General features: G+C 39.0%; 19 protein-coding genes and 1 tRNA gene. 9 read left to right on the plus strand and 11 right to left on the minus strand.

The window, feature by feature from the left end; all coding sequences use genetic code 11:
- Window positions 1–97 precede the first annotated feature (97 nt).
- On the minus strand, window positions 98–649 hold the full coding sequence (locus KYH19_RS06540) for a transposase (protein WP_219078041.1): 552 nt from the start codon (window positions 647–649) through the stop codon (window positions 98–100).
- Between the two features lie 131 nt (window positions 650–780).
- Complete coding sequence (locus KYH19_RS06545) at window positions 781–6,372, minus strand: alpha-2-macroglobulin (RefSeq protein ID WP_219078042.1); 5,592 nt, start codon at window positions 6,370–6,372, stop codon at window positions 781–783.
- A 214-nt stretch (window positions 6,373–6,586) separates the two neighbouring features.
- Between KYH19_RS06545 and KYH19_RS06550 the strand changes: the two genes are divergently transcribed.
- Window positions 6,587–7,009, plus strand: a complete 423-nt coding sequence (locus KYH19_RS06550) for a nuclear transport factor 2 family protein (RefSeq protein WP_219078043.1) — start codon at window positions 6,587–6,589, stop codon at window positions 7,007–7,009.
- 61 nt (window positions 7,010–7,070) lie between these two features.
- Here KYH19_RS06550 and KYH19_RS06555 read toward each other — a convergent pair whose 3' ends face one another.
- Both KYH19_RS06555 and topA read right to left on the minus strand, forming a co-directional pair.
- Window positions 7,071–7,475 carry a hypothetical protein gene (locus tag KYH19_RS06555; RefSeq protein WP_219078044.1) on the minus strand — a complete coding sequence of 135 codons (405 nt, stop codon included), beginning with the start codon at window positions 7,473–7,475 and terminating at the stop codon, window positions 7,071–7,073.
- 93 nt (window positions 7,476–7,568) lie between these two features.
- Window positions 7,569–10,133 (minus strand): type I DNA topoisomerase, encoded by a 2,565-nt coding sequence (gene topA / locus KYH19_RS06560; RefSeq protein WP_219078045.1) that lies wholly within the window; start codon window positions 10,131–10,133, stop codon window positions 7,569–7,571.
- 557 nt (window positions 10,134–10,690) lie between these two features.
- Between topA and KYH19_RS06565 the strand changes: the two genes are divergently transcribed.
- Window positions 10,691–11,203 (plus strand): glutathione peroxidase, encoded by a 513-nt coding sequence (locus KYH19_RS06565; protein ID WP_121283271.1) that lies wholly within the window; start codon window positions 10,691–10,693, stop codon window positions 11,201–11,203.
- Window positions 11,204–11,556: 353 nt separating this feature from the next.
- Here the strand turns inward: KYH19_RS06565 and KYH19_RS06570 are convergent, their stop codons facing one another.
- Together KYH19_RS06570 and KYH19_RS06575 are read right to left on the minus strand one after the other, a co-directional pair.
- Window positions 11,557–12,393 (minus strand): MBL fold metallo-hydrolase, encoded by an 837-nt coding sequence (locus tag KYH19_RS06570; protein WP_219078046.1) that lies wholly within the window; start codon window positions 12,391–12,393, stop codon window positions 11,557–11,559.
- Window positions 12,394–12,439: 46 nt separating this feature from the next.
- A complete protein-coding gene (locus tag KYH19_RS06575) occupies window positions 12,440–12,883 on the minus strand; it encodes a MarR family winged helix-turn-helix transcriptional regulator (protein ID WP_219078047.1) in 444 nt (147 codons plus the stop codon).
- A gap of 170 nt (window positions 12,884–13,053) precedes the next feature.
- Between KYH19_RS06575 and KYH19_RS06580 the strand changes: the two genes are divergently transcribed.
- Window positions 13,054–14,283: an MFS transporter gene (locus tag KYH19_RS06580; protein ID WP_219078048.1), complete on the plus strand. Its 1,230-nt coding sequence runs from the start codon at window positions 13,054–13,056 to the stop codon at window positions 14,281–14,283.
- Between the two features lie 220 nt (window positions 14,284–14,503).
- Here the strand turns inward: KYH19_RS06580 and KYH19_RS06585 are convergent, their stop codons facing one another.
- Window positions 14,504–15,523, minus strand: coding sequence for a LacI family DNA-binding transcriptional regulator (locus tag KYH19_RS06585; RefSeq protein WP_255562576.1), 1,020 nt, complete (start codon window positions 15,521–15,523; stop codon window positions 14,504–14,506).
- Between the two features lie 252 nt (window positions 15,524–15,775).
- Between KYH19_RS06585 and KYH19_RS06590 the strand changes: the two genes are divergently transcribed.
- The 5 genes from KYH19_RS06590 (at window position 15,776) to KYH19_RS06610 (ending at window position 20,979) form a co-directional block, all read left to right on the plus strand.
- Entirely contained in the window at window positions 15,776–17,605 is a 1,830-nt protein-coding gene (locus tag KYH19_RS06590; RefSeq protein ID WP_219078049.1) for a glycoside hydrolase family 2 protein, read from the plus strand.
- Between the two features lie 64 nt (window positions 17,606–17,669).
- On the plus strand, window positions 17,670–18,494 hold the full coding sequence (locus KYH19_RS06595) for an SDR family oxidoreductase (RefSeq protein ID WP_219078050.1): 825 nt from the start codon (window positions 17,670–17,672) through the stop codon (window positions 18,492–18,494).
- Window positions 18,495–18,533: 39 nt separating this feature from the next.
- The gene (gene uxuA, locus KYH19_RS06600; RefSeq protein WP_219078051.1) at window positions 18,534–19,697 is read left to right on the plus strand and encodes a mannonate dehydratase; all 1,164 of its coding nucleotides are present in this window, start codon (window positions 18,534–18,536) and stop codon (window positions 19,695–19,697) included.
- Window positions 19,698–20,442: 745 nt separating this feature from the next.
- Window positions 20,443–20,676, plus strand: a complete 234-nt coding sequence (locus KYH19_RS06605; RefSeq protein WP_132397428.1) for a hypothetical protein — start codon at window positions 20,443–20,445, stop codon at window positions 20,674–20,676.
- Between the two features lie 229 nt (window positions 20,677–20,905).
- Window positions 20,906–20,979: transfer RNA gene (locus KYH19_RS06610), tRNA-Arg, on the plus strand.
- 259 nt (window positions 20,980–21,238) lie between these two features.
- Here KYH19_RS06610 and KYH19_RS06615 read toward each other — a convergent pair.
- The 4 genes from KYH19_RS06615 to KYH19_RS06630 all read right to left on the minus strand — a co-directional run bounded on the left by KYH19_RS06615 (window position 21,239) and on the right by KYH19_RS06630 (window position 25,336).
- A complete protein-coding gene (locus KYH19_RS06615; RefSeq protein WP_219078052.1) occupies window positions 21,239–21,973 on the minus strand; it encodes a competence protein CoiA in 735 nt (244 codons plus the stop codon).
- A 1-nt stretch (window position 21,974) separates the two neighbouring features.
- A complete protein-coding gene (locus KYH19_RS06620) occupies window positions 21,975–22,652 on the minus strand; it encodes a hypothetical protein (protein ID WP_219078053.1) in 678 nt (225 codons plus the stop codon).
- 782 nt (window positions 22,653–23,434) lie between these two features.
- Complete coding sequence (locus tag KYH19_RS06625; protein ID WP_219078054.1) at window positions 23,435–24,322, minus strand: AraC family transcriptional regulator; 888 nt, start codon at window positions 24,320–24,322, stop codon at window positions 23,435–23,437.
- Window positions 24,323–24,331: 9 nt separating this feature from the next.
- Window positions 24,332–25,336: an aldo/keto reductase gene (locus KYH19_RS06630; RefSeq protein ID WP_219078055.1), complete on the minus strand. Its 1,005-nt coding sequence runs from the start codon at window positions 25,334–25,336 to the stop codon at window positions 24,332–24,334.
- A gap of 166 nt (window positions 25,337–25,502) precedes the next feature.
- Here KYH19_RS06630 and KYH19_RS06635 point away from each other — a divergent pair, with 166 nt between their 5' ends.
- The gene (locus tag KYH19_RS06635) at window positions 25,503–26,201 is read left to right on the plus strand and encodes a DUF1826 domain-containing protein (RefSeq protein WP_219078056.1); all 699 of its coding nucleotides are present in this window, start codon (window positions 25,503–25,505) and stop codon (window positions 26,199–26,201) included.
- Window positions 26,202–26,323: the final 122 nt, after the last annotated feature.

The following is a 26,323-nucleotide window of genomic DNA, read 5'->3' on the forward strand; positions in this document are numbered from 1 at the left end:
CTAAGACATTTGTTGTTTATTATTTTTTATTTTTAGAAAGTCGTAGCGTGATGCTACGACTAGAGACTTGGCATATATTATTTCAAAATATTAAAAGTTATTCGATAATAATAAGATCAACTTGTCCCTTTCTAATTTGATAATAATCGCCAGCACTACTGTTAATCCAATCTTCTTCTTTTTCTACAAAGCCTGCCATCACAGGATTTTGGTGAATATAATTTAAACGCTGGTCTAAAAAATCATTTGTATCTAGTTCTATGGGGTGACTGTGCTGTTGCCAAAATTGAAAGTCTTTATTTCTTTCATTTTTACTCCCTAATTTTTTCATAATTTCTAACATCCACAACTTTCGACTTTCAGTATTGCTATTTTCAATGGATTTCCTAATGTGCCTTGAAGTAAAACTTTTAAAATCTCTTACAATATCAGATATTACTCCATTTTCAGTCCCAATAATTAGATGGATGTGATTTGTCATAATGCAATAGGCATATAATTCTAATCCCTTTTGTTTTTGACAAAACCTTAAACTATCATAAATAATATCAATGTATTCTTGCCTTGTAAATACGTCAATCCAATCTACAACGGTGAAAGTCACAAAATAAAGTTTAGTATTATCATGAAATTTATACTTTCTTCCCATTTTATTTTACAAACGATACCTAGTCTTAGCGTCTCGCTAAGACTCTCGCTCAGTTTAATCAACTCAACGTTAATGTAATTATAGGTCGTAGCGAGACGCTACGACCAGTATTTTGTGGTGCACAAAATATTCTACTTCACCACCTGCACCCACTTGCCTGCCTCTGTAGCCGAGATATCATTGTTATACATCGCTTCACATTGAACAGCCGATAAGTAATATTTGCCCAGATAAGATGCGTTCAGCAATACCTTATACACCAGGCTTTCACCTTCTCTTACGTTAAAGTAAGTGAAAACGCGATCATCCCTGATGTCCTGATAGGTAAAAGGAGATGAAGCCAAAATACTTTGATTATCGTTCACGCGTGTATTGATAATTTCCCATCCAGAAGGGAAAATTTGAGTTAATGCCATTTGTTCGTAGTAACCCATTCGCCCAGGATTTTTTACAGTTACTTCTGCATAGAAATCTGTTCCTTGTTTTAAAGTAGTAGGATCTAAAACTTTTCCGTTTAAACGTTTGTAGCTCACACTCATATCCAAAACTTCAGGACGGTTAGGTAAGAAGTTGTTCTGACCAGCAACTGGTTGTCCTTCTAAAACCAAACGAACAAAAAGTACATTATTTCCATTATTAGTAACTGAAGCTGTATTTCCCTTAAAGGTTACAGGTGTACTATTAATATATTGAGTAGAATTTACAGGAGCAGACTTTCCATCCAATACATATTGAAATTGCAGTTTATTTGCCGATTGGTTAGATCCACAGAATTTAGCAATAGCCAACAAACTATAAGCGGTTGTTTGTGTACTGTACCAGGTATTTTCGCCAAGCTTGGCTGCTAAAGGCTGTAATAAACTCGCGGCCTTTGCTTTCTGACCGAGTAGCGTTAACGTTTCTAAAATCATCGCTTCATCGCGTACATCAGAACCATAAGTTCCACCCAATTGTTTGTAAGCCTGGATGGATGTATCCAAACCTCTGATCATGTTTTGTGCCACCTCATTTTGCCCAGCCAGTTTATAAGCCGCTGCCAAGCGCCATTTCGCAGCCACAGATAAATATTGGAAAGCTTTTAAACGGTTCATGGCAGCCATTTCAGGTTTTTTAGCCAGTGCCAGCATGTATAAACGGTATGCTTGTGATAAATCGCCACCATAGAAATTATTGCTGTTTGGTGCCCAGTTTGTGGCTTTTGATTTTTGAAAGCGCAATAGCTCATCCAGAAGGCCAACAGGTAGGGTATAACCAGCATTTTGTGCCTCAACTAAGAAATGGCCGGCATAATTACTTCCCCATTCATCAGATGTGCCTTCTCCAGGCCAGTAAGATAAACCACCATCAGTAGTTTGGAAACCTTTTAGTCTGTTTATGCCAGCTTTAATATTTTTCTCTGTTCTGGCTTTCTGTTGTTCGTTCAATGGACTCAACCGATCTAAAAATAGTTGTGGGAATATACCCGAAGTCGTTTGCTCAACACAGCCATGGGGATATTGAATGAGGTAACTCAATCTTTTGCCAAGGTTAATCGCCGGGATGGAAGATACTTCCAGTGAACCAGAATTAGTACCCGTCATTCCGATCGGTAAATAGTTTACAGCCCATTTAGTATGCGGCTGAACCGTTGCAGAAACCACATTGGTTACATAAGGATTTGGATTTCGGATGTCCATTTCCACATCATAAACCGTTTTTTCGGAACCACTCTGTGCGATGACTTTTACCTTGGCAATGCCTACATTATTCGGCGCTTTTACCTCGAAAGAAGTCATCTGCTCACCCGTTTGTTTGTAGTAAAGCTGTTGTTTGTTACTGCCTTGAACAATTAAATTACTTGCCTGAAGCTGTACGGATACATTTTTAAGGTTATTCTCTGTAGCGAAAACGGTTACAGGGAGCGTAAAACTCTCTCCAGGGCCGATTACCCTCGGTAGGGTAGCCAGAACCATTAGCGGCTTTTTAACCTGAACCGATTTTTCTGCAAAGCCGTAAGCTGCATCCTGTCCGGCAACTACCATCGCCCTTACGGCACCAATGTATTGTGGTAATTTAAATTTGTGTGTTTTGCTTTCGCCTTTACCAATGGTAAACGGCCCCATAAATTTAACCACTGCTTTAAAACGATTGGCTTTCGCAGGATTTAAGTTTTTATTGATGCTACCGTCACCACCAATGCTTAAAATACGTTCTAAATTTCCACCCCATGCGCCAAGTACATAGTCGAATAAATCCCAGGTTTTAACGCCCAGACCTTCGCGGGCATAAAATGCACCATGTGGATCCGGAGTTTTAAATCGGGTTAAATCCAATAAACCTTCATCAACCAGGGCAATAGTATAGGTCATTGCTTTACCGTTTTGCTCGCCTACAGTAATGGTGTTTTCGGTTTCCGGTTTAATTTTATCGGCCATTTTAATGGTCGGTTTTAAAATGGTTTGCGGATCTTCTATAGAAAGTGGAATAGCACCATACATTCTAATTGGTAAATCATTAACCGTTTGTGCATGCGGTTGTAATAAAGTAATATTAGCAAAAACATTAGGTGCCATCTCTTTTTCTGCCTTGAACTTAAATTGCGTTTGTCCGGCTTTGGTATCTACCCAGAAGGTTTTTAATACCCGGCTTCCGTTTTCAATTGAGATAAGTGCTCTTCCGTTTTTGCCCGTTGGGATGGTTAAGGTAATATCTTCTCCAACGGTGAATTTTTCTTTATTAGCCGTGAAAGATAACATAGAGGCCTCTGTTGGGTTGCTGCCTTGTTCGCGTTGTGCCCAGCCCGGCCAATCTACGTAAACAGATTTTCCGGTAACGTGTCCGCCATTTACATCGCGTACTAAAATTAAATAACGTCCCCATTCTGGTTCATCAACACGTAAATTCCAGCTTCCTTTTCCGTTGAGCAGGCTAACCTGATGACTTTCTACCAGTTTATTGTACTGGTTTTGGGTGAAGTTGGCGTAAGTGTATTGATCATCCTGTTCCCACCACCAGCGCCATTGTGTTTTATATAACTCTACGGTAACGGTTTTGGTGCCGCTCAATAATTTTCCATCCGTATTTACATTAACGATTTCAATTTTATGCTCTTTTCCGGTAACCAGCATACCACTTAAACGATCGCCCTTTTCAGCACGGATCCCTAAATAGCTATTGTACACATGGTAAGGAATACTGAAATTATCAATACTAAAATTACCTCCCGGTTCGAAAACTTTTGTGGTGAAATTTGCTCTCAACACACCTGGAGCCGTATTGTTCTCATTTAGATTAGTATTAATCTGCGCAGTACCGTTTTGGTTTAACGTGCCTTCGAAAATGGTTTTAACCTGCGATTCAAAGTTAACCGTAGGATTATCAAAACTAAAACCCTCAAAGCCTTTAAACTTGGTTTCGGTAGTGTTTAAGTTTACATCAACCTTAGCTTTTAAGTTTTGTGCAACGGCACCAAATAACCATTTAGCAGATAGGGTAGCGGCTGAGGTTCCTGCGCTTAAATATGTTCTATTGCCAACGTTGAAATCAATTTTCAAACGGTTTGGCATTACGGTTTCAATTTTTAAGGTTTTGGTAAAAGTAGCACCGCCTGCTTTCACTTTAGCCATCCAGTTACCGGTAGGTGCAGTACTTTCTGTAGCAGTTTTAAAGGTATAGAACCCATTTAAAGGCTTGCCATTAATCAATCTTTTGTAAAGCTGTCCTTTTGGATTATAGAATTCCATGGTCACCGGATAATTCGCCGGAAGTTTTTTTAGTTTATCTTCCAGAACGAAAGAAACAAATAAACTATCACCAGGTCTCCAAACTCCGCGTTCTCCATAAATAAATCCTTTTAAGCCACTTTGAACTACATCGCCTCCCACATCAAACCTGCTTAAAGGAAGCGAGCTGCCATCGTCTAATTTCAGGTAGCCACGTTCTGAACCATTTTTAGCGATCAATAAAAATGGCTGGCGTTTTAAGTCAAAACTTGCAAAACCATCACCATCAGTTTTAGTCGTAAAAATGATTTGCTTTTGGTAGTCCATTAATTCCAGGTTTATACCACTCAATGGTTTTGCCGTCAATAAATCGGTAGCGACAATCAGCATGCTGTTATCGTTACCGCGTTTGGCTACTAAGCCTATATTCGAGGCAATTAAATTCCTGCTCGCCCAGCGCTGGGTGGTATAAAATGATGGTGTGCATGGATTGTCTTTATCGTCCCATTTGTAATTTGGCGGATAATAATTATTATAACGCTTCCAAAAATCATCGTCCTCATCAATCTTTTCACCATAACCATCATAATCTCCATATTCGCTTTCCTCATCGTCACCATCGCCTTTTTCTTCTCCGGCTTTACAATTATAGGCGTTATATTCCTGTCTGAAAGCAATGGTAACACGGTACATCGCACCAGGCTCAGTACGGATCATTTTATCCAGATCGAGTGTAAATCGGTTCTTTTTATGGAGGTTAAGCGCTTTATCTTCATCTAAGCGAACGGTTTTCTGTAAAATAGGTTTCGCTACCCTGCGCAGTTCATTGCCATCCTTATAGCTATTGGTCTGGAAGAACTGTGGAATATTATTTTCGTAAATTTTAATTACTGTTACATCAACCGCTTTTAAATTAATCGCTTCGAATGGTAAAACCAATTTTCCGGAGTTCGGTAAAATGGTACCTGCGCCTGCAATGGTAACAGATGGTAGTTTATCTTCAAAAACAAGATTAGCTACTTTACCGGTGGTTAGCGTTTTGGCATTGATATTTTCGACCCCTGCATTTACACTTAAGGCATAATTGCCTTTTAATTCTTCAGGAGCGTACACTTTAACCTGACTGGCATCAATGGTATACCTAACATCGCTTAAGTTACCAAGAGTGATCATACCGGTTAAATCCTGACCTACGCCAATCGGTTCAGAAAACTGCACCAATGCATAATCTTCTTCCCCCTGAATCGCTTTCATATCAAGGATTTCAAATTTATTTATGGCCGGAACACGAACTTCCACTTCTCCTTTCTGATCGGCATCAATGGCATCACCATCCCACTCTAATTTTAGATTTTGGTCGTTCCCCGTCTTTTTAATGCTATCGATAGTGAATTTTGAGGTATTTTTGGCCGGATCATGCTGCCACTTGATCTTTAACTTTTGGTCAAAATCCAATGAAAGGGTTTTCTCTATTTTACTGGTTTCTTCCACATCGGCAGTAGCTACTTCACCTGTAAGTTTCATGTAATCCAGAGAAGTGTTGTTCTGTGAAACCAAGCCGTTTTGCGACAACATGATCCCCGGGGTAATTACTTTAAATTCAAAATCGAAATCCTCAAGCCCCTTTTCCGTAGCAGAAACTTCAGAAAGTTTGAAGGTCGCCTCGTAGTTTTTGCCTGGTTTAAGACTTTCATCAGGTCTGAATTCAACCGTTTGAGGGTCTATCCAATAGGTTTTTCCAGAGATAGAAGGAGAGAAGTCGAAAAGTTCGCGGGTATCTGCTTTGCCCAGATCCTGCATGCCCGTTGCGGCATTAGCGAGGTGGACGCGGATAAAACTCTTTTTCGAAATGGTACCGGAAGTATAGGCTTCGATATATTTCGCATAAGCCTGGTTTTCTTCGTGGTTTTTCTTTTTTCTATTGAAATAGATAAATATAATTGCCACTATTGAAACAGCAAGCAGGCCAATAAAAATAAATTTCTTTTTTGAGGACGATTGATAGGTAGATGGTTGTTCCATAAATGAAATTCGTTAAGATAAATGAGAATATAATGCTGCGGTTGCCGCAATTGTTATGCCGTAAATTATTTGAATAGGCCGATATTCCTCTGTTCTTTCCGAAAATTAACTAAAATCGACGTTAAAAGAAATAATGTTGAAAATTAAAGCGAATGGTTTGTCCATTTGAAGGGTTTTGGATATGTTTACGGTATCAACCTCAATACAACCAGATATGATCAAGAAACTCTTAATTCTTTCGTGTTTATTAATTCCTACACATTTTTGTTTTGCACAGAAAGCTGAAGTAGAAAATGCAGTGACGCAATTGGCCAAACTGATGGTTAGCCCAGATAGCGTAGCTTTGGATAAAATGGTGCTTAATAATTTAAGCTATGGGCATTCGGGTGGAAAAATACAGACTAAACAGGAGTTTTTACATTCTTTACTTTCTGGCGAATCTGATTTTGTAGATATCAACTTAACGGATCAATCGGTTATTATTCAGAATAAAACAGCCTTGGTTAGGCATACCTTAAATGCTAAAACGAATGATAAAAATGTTCCAGGAAATGTAAAACTGTATATTCTTTTAATCTGGAGTAAAGAAAAATCAGGCTGGAAGTTGCTTGGAAGACAGGCTGTTAAGGTGCCTTAATTGAATCCCTGGTCTTGAGTCCTAAGTCGGTAGTCAAAGACTCAGTACTAAGGACTCATGACTATTTTATCATCACCCCAGGTCTGTTCACCAATGGGATTTTAATTAGATTAGAATCGATGATGCTTTCGGGCAGGAAAATAAATTTTTTGTCGTAGATGGTGCTATCTATGTAGTAGCTTAGCCAATATTCGTTGGTTAAACCAAAAACTTCAGGATCAACAGCTTCTACGCCAGCAAAAGAATTTGCTTCCATATCACCAACAAAGTGCCTTAATACAGAAGTTTTTACCTGCTTCCCATCTTTTTCACCATAACCTTTTGAGCTGATTAACACATTTGTTATGGGTTCGTTTTTTAAATTGACGAGATAAACCGTCCAGCTTTTTACTTCGGGTGTTTCGCCCATTAATACAACGGCCATCGCGATATCTTCAACTGTATTTTCTGGTAAATCTGCTTTCAACTGGGTTAACTGTTTAAACTGCTTAATCGGTTAATTGTATAATTTATTTTAGGATGACAGAATCCTACCATCCTAAAATCATTTAATCCTGGCCTATTTCTTCTTCGCTACTGCCTTTTTTGCTGGAGCTGCTTTTTTCTTTGCGGGCGCTTTTTTCTTCGTTTCAAAAGCATTAGGTACCTGCTCCACAATCATTTTCTTAACGGTTTCCAAATCAATATCAACCAGTTCTTCTGGTGTGTATTTTTGTTTGGTAGCCTCGTTATTCCTTAATTTAAGCATCAATTTGCCAAAACGGATAAACGGTCCCCAACGGCCATTTTCAATAGATATTTTTTCAGCATCCCAGGTTTTAATGTACCTGTTGGCTTCTTTTTCTACTTTTTTGCCGATTAAAGTATTGATCTCTTCTTGTGTTAAATTGTCGAAATCGTATCCTTTTGCCGGAATATTGATAAAGAGATCGTTCCATTTAATAAACGGACCGAAACGGCCTTTACCTTTTGTAACGCCTAAACCTTCATAGTGGGCAATAGGTGCATCATCATCCATTTTCTGTTTGATAATTTCAACTGCTCTATCATAAGTTACCGATAGCGGCTCTTCGTTTTTAGGAAGTGAAATAAAACTTTCGCCCCACTTTACATATGGACCAAAACGGCCTACACCGATCATTACCTCTTTGCCTTCAAAATCAGGTAATTGGAAAGGAAGTTTAAACAGTTCCAATGCATCATCCAAAGTAATGGTGGCTACCGATTGATTACGCATTAAACTGGCATAACGCGGTTTTTCTTCCTCATCAAGTTCGCCGATCTGCACCAATGGTCCAAATTTACCTACTTTGGTATATACATTTTTACCTGTTGCAGGATCTAAGCCTAATAAACGTTCACCTGTAGCACGTTCGGCAGTTTCTAAAGTGGTTTCTACTTCACTATGGAAAGGATTATAGAATGAGTGCAGCATTTTAGTCCACTCCTGTAAACCTTGTGCAATTTCGTCAAATTCCTTTTCTACTTTGGCCGTAAAATTAAAATCTACAATGCCTTTGAAATGTTCTACTAAGAAATCGTTTACCACTTCACCAATATCAGTAGGGAAGAGTTTTGATTTCTCGGCACCGGTAATTTCCGATTTGATTTCTTTTTTGACCTGTCCGTCTGCTAAAACGATAGATGTAAATTTACGTTGTTTGCCGTCTCTGTCTTCTTTTACCACATAACCACGGTTTTGTACCGTAGAAATGGTTGGTGCATAAGTAGACGGACGGCCAATGCCCAGTTCTTCTAGTTTTTTAACCAAACTGGCCTCTGTATATCTTGCCGGCGGACGTGAGTAACGTTCCGTTGCCTGCATTTCTTTTAAAAATAGTTCTTGTCCTTTGGCTAAAGGAGGTAAAATTGAACCACCTTCTTTTTCTTCGTTTTCTTCATCATCAGTAGATTCCAGGTAAACTTTTAAGAAACCATCGAACTTTAATACTTCACCTTCGGCCACCAAATGTTCTTTTCGGGTTGAAGCGGTAATTTGTGCGGTTGTTTTTTCAAACAAAGCTTCACTCATTTGCGAAGCAATGGAACGTTTCCAGATTAAATCATATAAACGTTTTTCTGAAATATCTCCATCTACAGTATGTCTGTCGAAATATGTCGGACGGATGGCTTCGTGAGCTTCCTGCGCACCAGCCGATTTGGTTTTATAAATGCGGTGTTGGTGGTATTTATCTCCATAAGCAGATTTAATCTCGGCAGCAGCAGCATTTAAAGCGGTTTCTGATAAATTTACAGAGTCTGTTCTCATGTAGGTAATCTTACCCGCTTCGTACAGTCTTTGCGCCACCTGCATGGTTCTAGCAACCGAAAAACCTAATTTTCTGGAAGCTTCCTGTTGTAGGGTAGAGGTGGTAAAAGGAGCGGCCGGATTACGCTTTGCCGGACGGGTTTCTAAACTCGTGATATCGAATTTAGCATTTACACAGTCCTGAAGAAATTTTTCGGCATCTGCTTCGCTTTCAAAACGTTGTGGCAATTCTGCCTTCACCATTTCTTTTCCTTTGCCGGTAGAAAACTGTGCGGTAATTTTATATGCAGCAGCTGCATTAAAGTTTAAAACTTCTCTCTCTCTGTCAACAATTAAACGTACGGCAACAGATTGTACACGGCCCGCAGAAAGTGATGGCTTTACTTTTTTCCATAATACAGGAGAAAGTTCAAAACCTACTAAACGATCCAATACACGGCGTGCCTGTTGGGCATTTACCAGATTATAATCAATCCCACGGGGACTATCGATTGCTTTTAGAATTGCAGGTTTGGTAATCTCATGAAATACAATACGTTTTGTTTTCTCTACTTTCAGGCCTAAAGTTTCGAATAAGTGCCAGGAGATAGCTTCTCCCTCGCGGTCCTCATCGGATGCTAGCCATACCATTTCGGCCTCTTTAGCTAGTTTTTTTAGTTCAGCGACAACGTTTTTCTTGTCGGCCGGTACCTCGTAGGTTTGGGCAAAATTGTTCTTGATATCAATCGCCATATCTCCCTTAACTAAATCACGGATGTGGCCATAGCTAGATTTCACAAGGAAATCTTTGCCTAAATAGCCTTCTATAGTTTTAGCTTTTGCGGGTGACTCGACGATTAATAAATTTTTGGCCATGAAATACGTTTTTGTGCAAATAAAGCTATAATTAAAGCATAAATCCAAACCTGAGGAGAATTTAATATATTTTTTTTATCAATTAAGTGATAAATATGTTGGTTTATAGGTCGGATTTTAATCTGGTTTTAATCTTTTTTGTTTTTGAAAAGCAATAACAATGCTGTTAGGTTAAGGTTGGGCCCGCCCCCGTTTCTGCCGATGAAAAATCGGCATTTCACTTCGGTCTGGTTTAGTTGGCTTGGCTGATGCTGCTATTCAGGTTTTAATAGCGTTTTTGCTAGTATGAAGCGATAAGAACAGACTTTGTTAATTAAACCGGATAGAGCGGAATAGCCCACAGCGCAGCGAGGACTATAAGCGATAGCAGGGCTACAACTGCGGAAGAACTACTGCGCGCTCATTTCCTGATCAAACGAAATAATGATTTATGATAAATAGCCGCCTTATTGGCAATACCTCATGCGCTTTAATTATGGATATCACATAATTTACAGCCACATTACATCAAGGCAACCGATTTGTACCTATATTCGTATATAAAAATAAAAACAACGATGATCAGCACAATTCTAATCCTATTAAACTTATTGGTATCTCCACCAAAAAATGTTTACGATTTCAGCTTTAAAACCATTGATGGTAAGGAAATTAAGCTTTCTAAATTTAAAGGCAAAAAAATCCTAATTGTTAACACAGCATCTAAATGCGGTTTTACGCCTCAGTACGAAGATTTAGAAAAACTTCAGAAACAATATGGTAAAAAGGTAGTATTAATCGGTTTCCCGGCAGGTAACTTCGGCGGACAGGAATTTTCTACCAATGCAGAAATTAAAGAGTTTTGTACCGGAAAGTATAATGTTTCGTTTTTGCTTGCAGAAAAAAGCAGTGTTAAAGGCGATGACATCAGTCCTTTGTTTAAGTATTTAACTTCTCAGACGAATACTGAAGAGCAAGGCGATATTAAATGGAATTTTGAGAAATTTTTAATCAACGAAAAAGGAGAATTGGTACACCGTTTCCGTTCTAAAACAAAACCTACTGACGAGGCGATTATTAAAAACCTGTAGAAGGATGTAAAATGGAAAATGTAAGAGGGAAGATGTATTAATCTTTCGCTTCTTTAAATAAATTAAAAAGGTAAAGTGGTTTAAGCCATTTTGCCTTTTTTTTATGTTATATATGGAGTGTTCGGGGAATTTAGACATAAGAAAGGGGCTTAAATCCATAAGCCCCAAATAAACCAAACAAACTATTTATGAAGTTTATATAAAACGCCTGTTCAGATAAAAAGTTTTTGAAAAAAATAAATTTATAATGGGTAGATATTGTATTAACAGCTCAATGGCTATTAATAACATAAAATAGGGGATACTGTAACCGAATTGATGGAAAAAGCAAGAATATTTTTGACACTAAAATGTTAAAACAGGTTAAGTTGTGCTGGCTGATATAGACTAGGGTCGAAGCTGTAAACCTCTGGGGTATCTTGCGTGTTGCTAACGTAATAAAGCGCTGTTTCCTCATGTCTTGAAGCTACTTTTACAAAAGTATCGCCAGCCACATTTTTAAAAAGATTTTCAACCAACTCTGCGCTGTTATTATCTTTTGATAAGTGGCTCAGTAAGAGATGGCTCATGTATGGTGCTTTGTGATTGATGAATAGTTCCAGTGCCTGTGCATTGCTCAGGTGGCCATGTCCGCCCGTAATCCTTCTTTTCAAAAAATAAGGATATTTACCACGCTCCAACATTTGCGCATCATAATTGGCTTCCAGGAAAGCGGCGTGACAGCTTTTGAAATGGGTAATTAAACGATCGCATACTGAGCCAATATCTGTAAAAACACCAACTCTTACTTCGTTACATTCAATAGTAAAACTATAAGGATCAGCCGCATCATGAAATTTAGAAAAGGCAGCAATCTTTAAGTTGCCAATATGAATGTGCTGTTGATGGCTTAATGAAAAGGTATTGTTTGCATCCAAAAGAAGTCGGCTGCTTTTTAAGGTAGCTGTACTGATGTAGACCGGGAGTTTATATTTTTTAGCAAACACAGCTACCCCTTTAATGTGGTCGCTGTGTTCGTGCGAGATAAAAACAGCTTTTACTTTGCTTATAGGTAAACCCAAACGGTTCATCCGGATTTCAACCTCTTTACAGGTTAGGCCAATATCAACCAAAACGGCTTCATTATCATTACCTATATAGTAACAATTGCCATTACTGCCCGAATTGATTGATGTAAAATATAATGCCATTTTCAGGTTGCAAGATAAGGCTTATTTGGCGAAGCAAAAAAGAAAATTATACTCTTGCACCGTTGTGTTCTACCAAACGAGAAAGCAGGGGTAAGAAAGCCTGGATGAGGTTGATTTCTTCGGAAGAAAAGATTTTTTCCATGGTTTGTACCAGCCATTCTTCTTTTATTTTTCTAGTTGCAATAATGTGTTTTTCGCCAAGTTTGGTTAGGCCGATAAAAACCTTTCGTTTATCCTCTTCGCTTGGAAACCGCTCTACACATTTGGCATCAAACAGGCGGTTAATAATCTGCGAAATGGCTTGTTTGGATACTCTTTCCAGGTCTGCCAGTTCTGTAGAAAGCATTTTGCCGTGCTGTTCGAGTAGCGACATGGTCAGTAATTCAGCGTTACTAAAGTCTGAACTTACATTTTGCTTGCGTAACTCTCTGGTTAAGCGGGTAACGGTGCTTCTTAACTTTGCGGCAATCTCTTGTGTTTGAGTAGGCATCTTATTGGTAAATAAACTTTACAAATATAAGGTTTAATTTTTATAGATAAACTAAGTAACTTTTATTCGGCGCGTAAATTATGATGTTTTCGTGATAAAAAGGAGTTGTTTTGGTTTTATAGTTTAATCAAAATTTTTTACTTTTGTAAAGTTACTTTACTATTTTAATCATGAGTATTTTTCGTTCGTTAAGACATTACAATTACAGGTTATTTTTTACAGGTCAGGCTATTTCGCTAATAGGCACGTGGATGCAGCGTGTTGCCATAAGCTGGTTGGTTTACCGTTTAACAGGTTCGGCATTTTTGTTAGGACTGATTACTTTTTTGAGTTTAATCCCTTCGCTGGTACTGGCGCCCTATGCAGGGAGCTATGTAGACAGGCATAATAAATACAAGATATTAGTAATTACCCAGATCATTCTGATGCTTCAAGCTGGTGCTCTTGCTTTAATGATCTGGTTTAAGGTGTACGATATATTCTGGATTGCAGCACTTTCGCTGGTTCAGGGCCTTGTGAATGCTTTTGATGTGACTGCGCGCCAATCGTTAATGGTAAATTTAATTGATGATAAAGAAGATTTGCCTAATGCTATAGCACTCAACTCTTCCATGTTTAATGCGGCCAGGCTAGTCGGGCCGGCATTGGCAGGGGTAATTTTAAGTGCCTGGGGAGAAGATATCTGTTTCTTGGTTAACTTTGTAAGCTTTATTGCAGTGTTGGGCTGTTTGGTTATGATGAAACTGAAACTCACAGAGCACCAAAAATCGACAGAAAATATCTGGATTGACCTGAAAAAAGGTTACGATTATCTTAAATCATCTCCGGATTTGGCCTCTATGATATTAATGATGGCTGCATCGAGTTTATTGGTAATCCCTTTTACTACTTTATTGCCTGTTTTTGCAAAAGATATTTTTAATGGAAACGCCACAACATTTGGGTGGTTTGAAAGTGCGGCCGGATTTGGAGCGTTTTTTGGAGCCATTTATATGGCCACTTTAAAAGCAGGCCAGAATCTACAGAAAATTGTAATGATGTCGGGTGTACTGTTGGCTATTTCTGTTGTGGCTCTGGCTATATCCCCATCACTTATTATGGCCTTAATTTGTACCGGTATGGCTGCATTGGGTTTAATGGCGCAAAATTCATCTATTAATACCTATTTGCAGACCCACGCCGATGATGTAATGCGCGGCAGGACTTTAAGTTATTATATTATGGCTTACCAGGGGGTATTGCCAATTGGTAGTTTGTTAATGGGTTACCTGGCGCATCTTTTCGGTACGCAAGTGGTTGTGGCTTTCGAAGGTGTTGCAGGATTGTTGATCGTGGCAGCGTTTGTATATCATGAAAAACATAGAAATCAATTGAGTAGCAGTGCGATGTCGCTGAATTAATATTTTCCTTGAAACTTCTCCAATCGTGGCGTCATCTCGACAGAAACGCAGTGGAATGGAGAGATCTGTAAAAACAGATTTTGCTTTTTTTACCATTAAGGAGTTAAGAAACATTAAGGTTTAGTGCAAATTGTTTCCCGCAGATTAAACAGAAAAGAAACACAGATTTTAACAGAGTCGGTTAAAACGCCAAACTCCAGCCGCTATACGCTACCCGCATTTACCCGTGCACAATCAACTTACAATCGACCATTACTTTTTGGTAATTATGAATATCAATTTCTTTGTTAATCAATTGTATCAATAATGAAATAGCATTTTCACCTACCGATTCGGGGTTTTCTTCAATAGAGGCGATAGGGGGCGAATCCAGATAACTGATGAAAGAAGTGTTGCCAAATCCTATACACTCCACTTCGTTGGTTTTGAAGTGCTTTGTGGATCTTAGGTACTTGATCGCGTCGAATAAGATAGGTTCTTTAAAAGCCACAAGCGCAGTGGGTTTATTTTCGGGATAAACAAATAAATTCTCAATTGCCGTGATTGTATTTTCCTTATCAAAATCGGTGTAAGCAACTAATTCTGATGAAAAAGGCACCTCGTTATCTTTTAAGGCATTGATATAACCATTAAAGCGATCGTGCGTAAAATTAATCATTTTGGGGCCACCCAAATAAGCGATCTTCTGATGCCCTCTGTCTATTAAAAACTTGGTAGCCTGGTAACAGCCCTGGAAAGTATTGCACAATACTTTATGGGAGTTGAGGTTAAAACTCGGGTTCCGTGTATAATACACCACCGGAATGCCTATGTTTTCGAACTGATTCAGGTGTGCAAAATCTTGTGTGTGCTTCGAAATAGCCACGATTAAGCCATCTACCCGGCTTCGCAACAACATATTTGCAGATTGAATCTCTTTTTCCAGCTCATCGTGAGATTGACTGATAATCACATTGTATCCATTTTGAGTGGCAAACTGCTCTATACCATAAATACTTCTGGTAAAAAAGTGATCTAAAAGATTGGGTAAAATAACGCCAATAATGCGCGATCTCTTTTCTTTTAAATTGATAGCTGATTTATTCGGTGTAAAATGCAAATCGCGGGCCATTTCCTGAACGCGCTGCCTGGTGTATGCGTTTATAGTCGGGTAATTGTTAAGGGCTTTTGATACTGTTGAAACTGACATCTTTAACTTCTCAGCCAGGAATTTCAGTGTAACAGGGGTATTGTTCGTCATCTTTTCCAATCTCAGTACATAATTAAGAAAAAAAGCAATTATTTCAAACGTTTGAAATGTATTTTCAATAGATTTTATGGCGTTTTAGCCTTTTTAAAACCATTTAATCTTTTAAGCTTTTCTAAATTCGTTACCACAATATAAACCAGGCAAAAACAGGATATTGCTTAAATTTAGGCTAGCGACAGAGAAACCGTCCGCAATTAATTGTTAGTTTTGAAACGATCAATTAATAATATTAAAACTTAAGTTATGCTAAAAACAACCTATAGCGTATTTTTAATCTGCTTTTCGCTCCTTTCATCCTTCAGTTACGGTCAGGTTACCGCTATACAGAACATCCAGGGACGGAAAATCCAGAGTCTTAATGGTAAATGGAATTATATTATCGATCCTTATGAAAATGGTTATTACGATTATCGTCATGATCCATACGATCAGTCGAAAACCGGATCCGGAGGTTTTTATGATGATAAAGTTCAGAAAGATAAGTCAGAACTGATTGAATATGATTTCGATCATTCGCCTCAAATGAATGTTCCGGGTGATTGGAACTCGCAATCAGAAAAATTAGAGCTTTACGAGGGCAATGTTTGGCTTCGCAAAAAGTTTGATGCAAAACCCGAAAAAGGAAAAAAGTATTTCGTTTATTTTGGTGCAGTAAATTACGAAGCCCATGTTTACCTTAACGGTAAAAAGTTAGGGGTACACAAAGGTGGTTTTACACCCTTCCAGTTCGATGTAACCAATAATTTAAAAGCTGGCGAAAACTCCCTGGTGCTTAAAGTTGATAATATCCGTAAACAGGATGAAATTCCAACTGTAAATACCGATTGGTGGAATTATGGTGGCATTACACGCGATGTTTTTTTAGCAGAATTTCCTGAACATTTTATCAGTGATTACAAACTTCAGCTCGTTAAAGGCAATAATAACCTGTTAAGTTTTTCAGCAAAACTTGCCGATGCCACTGCGGGACAGGAAATTACGCTTTCTATCCCTGAGCTTAAGCTGGAAAAGAAATACAAAACAGATGGCGAAGGTAAAATTGCTGATGAATTTACCTGGAACAATTTAAGCTTATGGTCGCCGGAAACACCAAAATTATATGCAGTAAATATTAAAACCGATAAAGAAGATATTAATGATAAAATTGGTTTCAGAACCATTAAGGTTGATGGCGATAGCATCCTGTTAAATGGTAAATCTGTTTTTTTAAGAGGGATATCACTTCATGATGAAAACCCTCTTTTAGCCGGTCGTTTGCGCTCAGAAGGGGATATGCGGATGATGTTGCAATGGGCAAAAGACATGAATTGTAACTACGTTCGCCTGGCACACTATCCGCATAACGAAGAGATGATTCGTCTTGCGGATGAAATGGGACTATTGGTTTGGGCCGAAGTGCCTGTTTACTGGACGATTAGCTGGACTAACCCGGCAACCTATGCCAATGCCAAAAAACAATTGACAGATTTAATTGTACGCGATAAAAACAGGGCAAGTGTAATCGTTTGGTCGATTGGGAATGAAACCCCGCTTAGCGATGCCCGTTTAAGTTTTATGAGCAATTTGGCAGAAACTGCCCGTGCCTTGGATGATACCCGTTTGGTGGCTGCTGCTTTAGAGGTTCACCGAGAAGGGAATACGATCATTTTAAACGATCCTTTGGGTGAAAAAATTGATTTGGTTAGTTTTAATGAATACGCTGGCTGGTACTGGGGTGGTAATCCATCCGAAATTACTAAATACAATTTCGATATCAAATATAAAAAACCTGTGGTCGTGACAGAATTTGGTGGCGATGCACTGGGCGGATTCCACGCTGATGAAAATACCCGCTGGAGCGAAGAGTACCAGGAGGCATTGTATAAAAACCAGATTACCATGCTGAGTAAAATCGGTGCTTTACGCGGGATGACGCCATGGATTTTAACCGACTTCAGGTCACCAAGAAGACAACATCCAATTTATCAGAATTTCTGGAACCGCAAAGGATTGATCAGTGAAACAGGTAAGAAAAAGAAAGCCTTTTATGTACTGAAAGATTTTTACGACCAGATGCAGGTTAAATATAAATAATAGATGAACAACCGTAATCTTTTGATTCACGAAAGGATATAGAATAAATAAAAGAACTAATTAAATGATAAAAGAAATAGAGAGCCTGTTTTCGTTAAGGAACAAGGTAGTAGTGGTTACAGGTGCTACGGGTGTTTTGGGTGAGGCTTTTGTAAATGGATTATGTGCCGCGGGTGCTACAATCGTTGTGATTGGAAGAAACGAAGAGGCTGCAACGCAAAGGGTTGCTGATGTAACAAACGAAGGTGGGAAAGCCATTTATATTATTGCTGATGTACTGAATGAACAGAACCTGCTCGATGCGAATGAAACCATTATCAAAGAATTTGGCCGCATAGATGCTCTGGTAAACGCAGCAGGTGGAAATGTGGCAGAAGCTGTGATCCAGCCTGGAAGTGATATTTTTGAACTTAATATTCCAGCCCTGAAACAGGCATTTGACCTGAATTTATTTGGAACCATTTTACCTACGCAGATTTTTGGTAAAGAAATCGCAAAAAATGGGGGAAGTATTGTGAATATTTCATCTGTTTCTGCTAACCAAGCCATTACACGCGTATTGGGTTACTCGTTAGCCAAAACTTCAATAGATTGTTATACCAAATGGATGGCTGTAGAACTGGCAAACCGCTATCAGGATAAAATCAGGATCAACTCAATTGTTCCGGGCTTTTTTATCACCAACCAAAACAGGGCTTTGCTCACCAATGCAGATGGTAGCTTAACCGCAAGAGGGCAGGCCATTATTTATAAAACACCATTTAAACGTTTCGGTGCTCCTGAAGAATTAATTGGTGCATTGGTATATTTACTAAGTGATGCCTCTAAATTTGTAAATGGCGAAAATATTAAAGTGGATGGTGGATTTACCGCATTCTCTGGTGTTTAAACATCTTTGTAATCATATAAATCAGTGTAATCATATATAATGAAAAAATTAGAACAAACCTGGCGTTGGTATGGTCCAAATGATCCGGTTAGCTTACAAGACGTTAAACAGGCTGGCGCTACAGGCATTGTAACTGCATTGCATCATATTGCACATGGCGAAGTTTGGCCATTGGAAGATATTCAGGAAAGAAAAGCCATTATTGAAGCTGCAGGTTTAACCTGGTCAGTTGTAGAAAGTGTTCCTGTACACGAAGCGATTAAAACGCGTAGGGCAGATGCCGGAAAATATATCGAAAATTATAAAACCTCTTTGCGTAACCTTTCGGCCTGCGGAATTAAGATCGTATGTTATAATTTTATGCCGGTTTTAGACTGGACACGTACGCAACTGGACCTCGAAATGACCGATGGATCGAAAGCGCTTTATTTTAACTGGATCGATCTGGCTATTTTTGACCTTTACATTTTAAAGAGAGAAAGTGCAGAAGCAGATTATTCGAAATCTATTTTAGATCGGGCTGCAGTTAAATTTGCTACTTTATCCGAACAGGATTTGATTGATCTCCGGATCAATGTATTAATGGGAATCCCTAACGAAAAAGAAATCGAACTGGAAACCCTGCGCAACAGTATTAATGAATACAAAGCCATTGGAACACAAGGCTTAAAAGAAAATCTCAAATTTTTCTTATCCGCTATTGCTCAGGTTTGTACGGAGGAAGGCATTAAAATGACCATTCACCCGGACGATCCGCCTTATGCTATTTTGGGTTTGCCAAGGATAGCAAGTACACTGGAAGACTTTAATTACATCATCAAAGAAGTAGACCAGGCTTTTAACGGTGTTTGTTTCTGTACGGGTTCTTTGGGTGCCGGTATGGGGAATAATGCATTAGAAATCTTCAATGCAGTTAAAGAGCGGGTGTATTTTGCGCATTTGCGGAACGTTAAAAAAGATGAAGATGGTAGTTTCTACGAAGCAGATCATTTAGGTGGTGATGTAAACATGTACGAAATTATGAAAGCATTAACAGAAGAAAATGCACTGCGTGATAAATCGATTCCTTTCCGTCCGGATCATGGTCACCAGATGCTCGATGATCTGGCAAAAGAAACCAATCCAGGTTATTCGGCTATTGGCCGGTTAAGAGGTTTGGCCGAACTGAGGGGCTTAGAAATCGGGGTTACAGGGAATTATTAAACAAATTTCCTGGAGAAACACATTCGCGATCCGTTCCTATTTCGTTTTGAGGGATAATTTATTTTATAAAAATGAATATTAGTGACAGAGGATTTTTTGTGCTATGTGCCGGCGAGGAATCGTCATTGTGAGTAACCATCAGGTCAGTGGCCTGGAAAAAAATAGGAATGACGTCCTGTATGCGCTTTCTAACGTATTAAGTTTAAGATTTTGCATCCTGCAAAACTCATTGAGCTAAGATGTCTAAGGTGGTCGTAAAAATTAAAGACTATGCAGTTTAATTAATCACCTTAGACACCTAAGGACATCTAATTCAGTAAGTAATTCACACCATATAAGCTTATATGGTCCTTAAATGTCTTATATGGTCAAAAAAATAACACTAAATATCAGTTGTTTAAATAAACGTCATTATAAGGAGGACTTTCAGCCGACAAAGCAATCTTACGACTATCGCTAGTAGCGAGAGCTTTAAGATTGCTTCGTGCCCCGCAATGACGATCTTTCTATTGGGGCTGTCAATAGTAGCGTAGTCCGAAGGATCTCTTTAGCATTTAATTTACCACAGATGCGTACAGATAATTACTGATTTATTTGTGCGCATTTTTGCAATGGCTGCGCTGGTTTACGCCTTTCGCCAACCGCCAAACAATACCGTTGATCCTTATTATCCATAAATACACCCTAATTGCCAAAATTTTAACTCACCTTTGCTTGTGGCTTGAAATTTGAGTCTCTTAAAATTATGGAAAATAGCAATAATCCCAAGAAGAAGATCTTAACGCCTTCTGTTGTGCATGACGATTTACCAGAGGTTAAAAAGCCTGAACATCTGAGGAAAGTACCGCTGGATCACGATAGCGGATTGCCGGAAAATCCTGAAAGGAATTATCACCACGAAGAATTAAAGAGTATCACCTCCAGTCATGACGAAATCAGGCATGCAGATGATGATATCTGGAACGGGGAAGACGCTTAAATTAAAATCTAATCTTTTTTAGCTAACTTATTCCAATCTTTTAGTCCGGAATACGGTGTTTAATGTTGTTTTTTGTGGTCAGAATTAAAATTTATTTAACCAAAATTAAATTTTAATTGCTTCGCTCTTAATTACTTATTTGAATTGAGAAAAGTAGCTTCTAAATAGTTTAAAATATATTTTTACATATTAAATAGAACTTCTATATTTGCAGCTCATTAAAAAATGAGCCTCGGTAGCTCAGCTGGATAGAGCGTCGGTTTTCTAAACCGAGGGTCAGGGGTTCGAGTCCCTTCCGGGGTACGTTTAAAGGCTTCTAGTTAAAAACTGGAAGCTTTTTTTATTTCCCATCCATACTGATTTGTTTCGCATTGGCGCGCAACTGGCGCGCTGGTTTAAAATCTATCGATGTTGTGTCTTTATAAGTTCAGGAGTCTCCCTAAGAATTGCTTGCCTTTTAAAATGACAATCAAAACCCTAACACTCAGCGCACATTTTTGTTTTGAAGGGGTTAATAAAACAGAAACTACATTAAATTATGCAACTGTAATTAATTGAGCCATTAACTATACTTCAAAAGGAAGCTTGATTTCGATATCTTCTTTAGGTACAAGTAATCATTTGTTTCTTGAACTCTATATTTTAGCCAGTACAAGTCTTTGCCTCCAAAGTCGATAAACACTGGCATTGTTGATCCATACCAAGCTTTATGAGCATGCTTCCAAAGAAAAGAATAGTGCAATTCGGACATTTGAATATGACGCAACTCTTTTGATTGCCTACTTAACATTTCAACCATCCTGTTTCGAGCTTCTGACTTCCTCATAAATGAAAGATGTACCGAATCATTAAAGTTATAATTCATCAGTTCCTCGGAAGTTGGATCTGGTATATTTTCGAGTATCTCGAATCCTTTAAACTTAAAACCATTGACAACCCATATAATCTTCTTGTAAAAGTCATTCCTGCTCTTTAGCTCGTCACTGGTCAAAGGTGAGTTCTGAAACTCAATGGTAATACCGTTTTTGTTATGTACATCTGCTCTATGATACTCATTTAGTACATCATCGTAAAATGAAACTTCTCTGCTTTCAACTGGAAAATGGCTCTTCCATTCCCTATGCCACTCAGTTTCATTCTCCCACCAAGAATCGCATTTGTGAGTAGAGATATGAGCCCAGTGATGTAATTTGATGGTGCCACATTTGGCAATTACATAGTTACCACATCCACAGCATAAACCTTTTGAGCCCTTGATGGGTTCTGATTTAATATTATCTACATAGGCATACTGCATACTAGGATGTTCGAGCAATGAAATTAACCACTCCTTGATACATTAAGTTAACTTGCTCCTTTGAATATTCTCTGTATTTTCCATGTGCTGCTTTATTTCGAAGGTCTAACCAAGCCGTAATACTCTTTTGATCTAGCTTATTATATATGCCTTGCGATGCTAATTCGCTATTAAGGGTGTCTGCTTTTTTGGGTATTGTTTTGTCAGGTTTTTGAATTTCCAGTGCAATGCTATTATTAATGGCTTGCTGTCTTAAATGTTCCTCTAATACACTACCAATCATAACTGCAGCAGGATCTTTATAGTCTTCATCCAGTAAGTGTTCGGCCATTTCAAGAAAGTCAGAGAAGATTTCTGCGGACAACAATTCTTTTAAGCTAAATAGCCAACCCCCATCAATTTCTCTTTTGGCGGCTTTAAGTATTCCAATTGCTGACACGGTATCATGGGGCGTGCTAAGCTTAGCTTTTGCATCAAATTCAATGTAGATTGGATGACCGTTGTTAAACACAGTTTGTAGAAATGAAAGGCCAACGGATCTTAATTCATTAAACATTTGGTTATTTACAGATGCTCTTATGAATTCTGCACTAGGTCGTTGAGTTTTAAGCACCTCTTCTCCAAAGAGAATTAATTCATCTATCCTAGCCTTTATTTTATCAAATTTTATATCTTTCATTTATCACGGTTAGCTATTGAATTCAGTTTATCTTCTGGCAATGAATTGTACATACTGCAAACTTTCTTTGGAAGGACTCTACAACGATATTAGTCAGTTCGAATAAGCTACCTACAATCTTTGGATTGTCTGTGTCAATCTGAACAGGCTGGACTGCCTCGTTACCAGTTATACTCTTACTATATCTAAAGATCCCATCTTCGTAACCACCATGTTTGCTGTGAAATAGCATCGCAATGGGGACAGGTGAAAGACTTTTCTAAAACTTCAGGTTCAATATACTTCATAAGAGATTAATTTAGACTAAGCAAATATATAAATCCAGGTTGATATAGGCGAACTACATGCGAATGTTTCGACGGTCGTTAAAAAGAAGCTCGATCAGAGCGATGCAACGATATGTTTTATGTAATAAAACACGAGGCTTGGCGGTGTTGTTGATTGGTAACTCTTGATGGTATATCAACTCAACAATAGTGACAAGCTGAAGCCAGAGAAACCACGCAGGTTCGCCTAAAAGTGTAGCCTGACTAGGTTTATCAAGGATGAAGCGAAGCAAATTCCAAATGAAGATAAGAGAATGCTGACGAAGCCATCCGCTTTGCCAAAATTAAAACCATGACAGTGAAAAGCAATGGCGTGTGTTTTAAGTGGCATTAGACATGGCGTAATACCTATCTACCTACCTTAAACTCACTGTTCGTTGATATGTGTTACACGGTCAGTTTTGTATAGTTAAATCTAAAATCACCTGGATTTATACCTCCCCGAATATGTGTTTTTTAGTTAAAAGCCTGACGAAATTCCAGCGGCGATGAATTCGTTTTCTTTTTGAAAAGCGTACTAAAAGATTGCGGGTGCTCAAAGCCCAGCGCATAGGCAATCTCGCTAACTGAGAGGCTGGTTGTGGAAAGTTTTTCCTTGGCTTTTGCGATCAGTTTTTCATGGATATGCTGCTGTGTATTCTGTCCGGTATGAACCCGGAGCAGGTCACTCAGGTAGTTCGGAGACAGGTTCATTTGCTCTGCGATAAATTGTACCGTGAGCAAAACCTGTACGTCATTATTAAAATAGTCATCGATTAACTGCTCAAACCTGGTTAGCAGTGCTGAATTATTATTCTTGCGCGTTAAAAACTGCCTTTCATAAAAACGGTTGGAGTATTTTAACAGGCTCTCGATCTGCGTGAGAATAATCTCTTGGGTATATTTATCGATATGCTGGCACTCCTTATCGATTTTATGCAGGATAGTGATGAGGTCATCTTCTTCTTCGGCAGATAGATGCAGCGCTTCGTTAACCGCATAATCGAAAAAACCGTAGTGGTTAATCGTATGGGCCAGGGGATGCTGTAACAGGAAGTCAGGGTGAAAGATCAGTAGGTAACCAGACCCGCATTCCATATTTTGCAGGTCCAGTTGTTGTACCTGGTTAGGTGCAGTAAAACTCAATACTCCTTTATCGTAATCGTAATGTTGCTGTCCGTACCTGATCTTGCCTTTGGCTTCACGTTTGAGCGCAACGCAATAGAAGCGGTTAACGAAACCTTTCCAGATCTCGTCTTCCAAAAAGACGCTTTCCGCCAGATTGATCACGCTGACCAGCGGGTGGCGGGGTTCTGGTAAGGACAGCAAGCGGTGAAATTCTGATAGTGAGTTAATGAAGTTCATAAAACAAATTTAATCAATTAAGCCCATACTGAACTCATCATAAGGTGCGCCGGTATCCGTACCCAAAGGCACGATGTTTTCCAGTTGCGCCAGATCAGCCTCTGTTAATACAATGGTTGTTGCCGCAATGTTTTGCTCCAGGTATTTCCGGCGTTTGGTTCCGGGGATCGGAAGGATGCCCTTACTCATGATCCAGGCCAATGCCAGCTGCGAGGAAGTAACCTGCTTAGCTTCAGCCATTGCCTCGATGGCTTTCACCAACTCAATATTTTTGTCGAACTGTGCACCCTGGAAACGCGGAATTGCCCTGCGGAAATCGTTTTCTGGTAGGTCATTTATACTTTTGATCTGTCCGGATAAGAATCCGCGGCCCAGTGGTGAGTAGGCTACAAAACCAATGCCCAGTTCCTGTAAGGTTGCCAGAACGCAACGTTCTTCCACTGTCCGCTCAAACAGAGAGTATTCGCTTTGTACGGCAGTGATCGGGTGCACGGCATGCGCCCGCTTAACCGTTTCGGATGAAACTTCCGACAAACCGATATAACCCACTTTGCCTTCTTTAACCAGCCCGGCCATTGCCTCAACCGTTTCCTCGATCGGCGTGCTTTTATCCAGGCGGTGCAGGTAATACAGATCGATGTAATCTGTATTCAGGTTTTTGAGCGAACGTTCCAAAGATTTCTTTACATATTCTTTCTTTCCATTAATTGCCCAGGTTACCTTATTGTGATCATCGATCTCCCAGCCGAATTTGCTGGCTAAAATATACTGGTTACGTTTGCCACTAATCGCTTTGGCAATCAACTGTTCATTTTTCAATGGTCCGTAAAGATCGGCAGTATCCAATAGATTACCACCTAATTCGAGCGAACGGTGAATCGTCGCAATCGCTTCCTGCTCATCGGCAGGTCCGTACATATGCGCATCTTCAAAGCCCGTCATACCCATGCAGCCAAGGCCAATTGTGGGCACAACCAGACCCTGGCTGCCCAATGCTATTTTCTTTATTTCCATGATTCAAAGGTCGGCAAGCCAAATCATAAGCATGTATGCAAACCCCTGAAGCTTGTAAGCAAATCAAGGAACGATTTTTTAATGTTTATACGTTTCGATTTATGAGAGACTTAGCAATTAACTTTTATTTTTGCAGTTCATATCGGCTAAATGGCTTCACTAAAAAATGGATAAAAAATTTTCTGACCGTTCACAGATTGCGGTGGTCTCCACTTTTTCTGATCTTTTGGATACAGATTTTAAAGATGATTTAAATGCAGTTTGCTGGAAAAGAGACCTTTTAGGAGATTTTAAGGAAATTGTGTGCAAACTTGAATTGAAAGCGGATCTGACAGAAGTATCTATGGAAGATCTCCAGGCGCTCGAGCTTTCAGAAAAAGGAAATATGGCCAGGGCGGTTATCCAGAGTGATTTTCAGTTGTTGGCAGATTCCGGAGCATCACCCTCCCTTAATTTAATTAAAGGTTATGAGCGGGATGAGGAGTTCGATTTCATTTCAACAGATGTATATTCTTTTCATGTAGACCGATCGCCCATTGGTACCGATACATTTTTATGTACCTACTATGGTGCTGCCAGTGAAATTTTACCCAATCATCAGGCTGAGCAAAAAGTACAGGTGCCGGAAATCCGGCAGAAGCTCAGGGAATTGCATGATGGTCCGGAGGAAGAATTTGAAAGCTTTTTGAGAGAACATTATTTTGATCTGCATTATCAGGTTAAACCGGGTGGAGTACCTGTAAACGTGGGATTGGGCCATTTGTGGAGACTTGCCGTAGATCATCCTGAGAAACAGTGTTTACCCTGCATCCACAGGGCACCAATAGAAAATGACGGGGAGTATAGATTGTTGCTCATCTGCTAAATTAGGCAGGTTAAGTTTTAAAGCAGATAAAATGTTATGGTTTTCTGTTTTTCTCAAGAGCTAATGACATCGGTAAATATCTGTTATGGCTTTTTCATCAATATAATTCAAATATATTTGCG

The sequence above is a fragment of the Pedobacter sp. D749 genome, assembly GCF_019317285.1.
GTDB lineage: Bacteria > Bacteroidota > Bacteroidia > Sphingobacteriales > Sphingobacteriaceae > Pedobacter.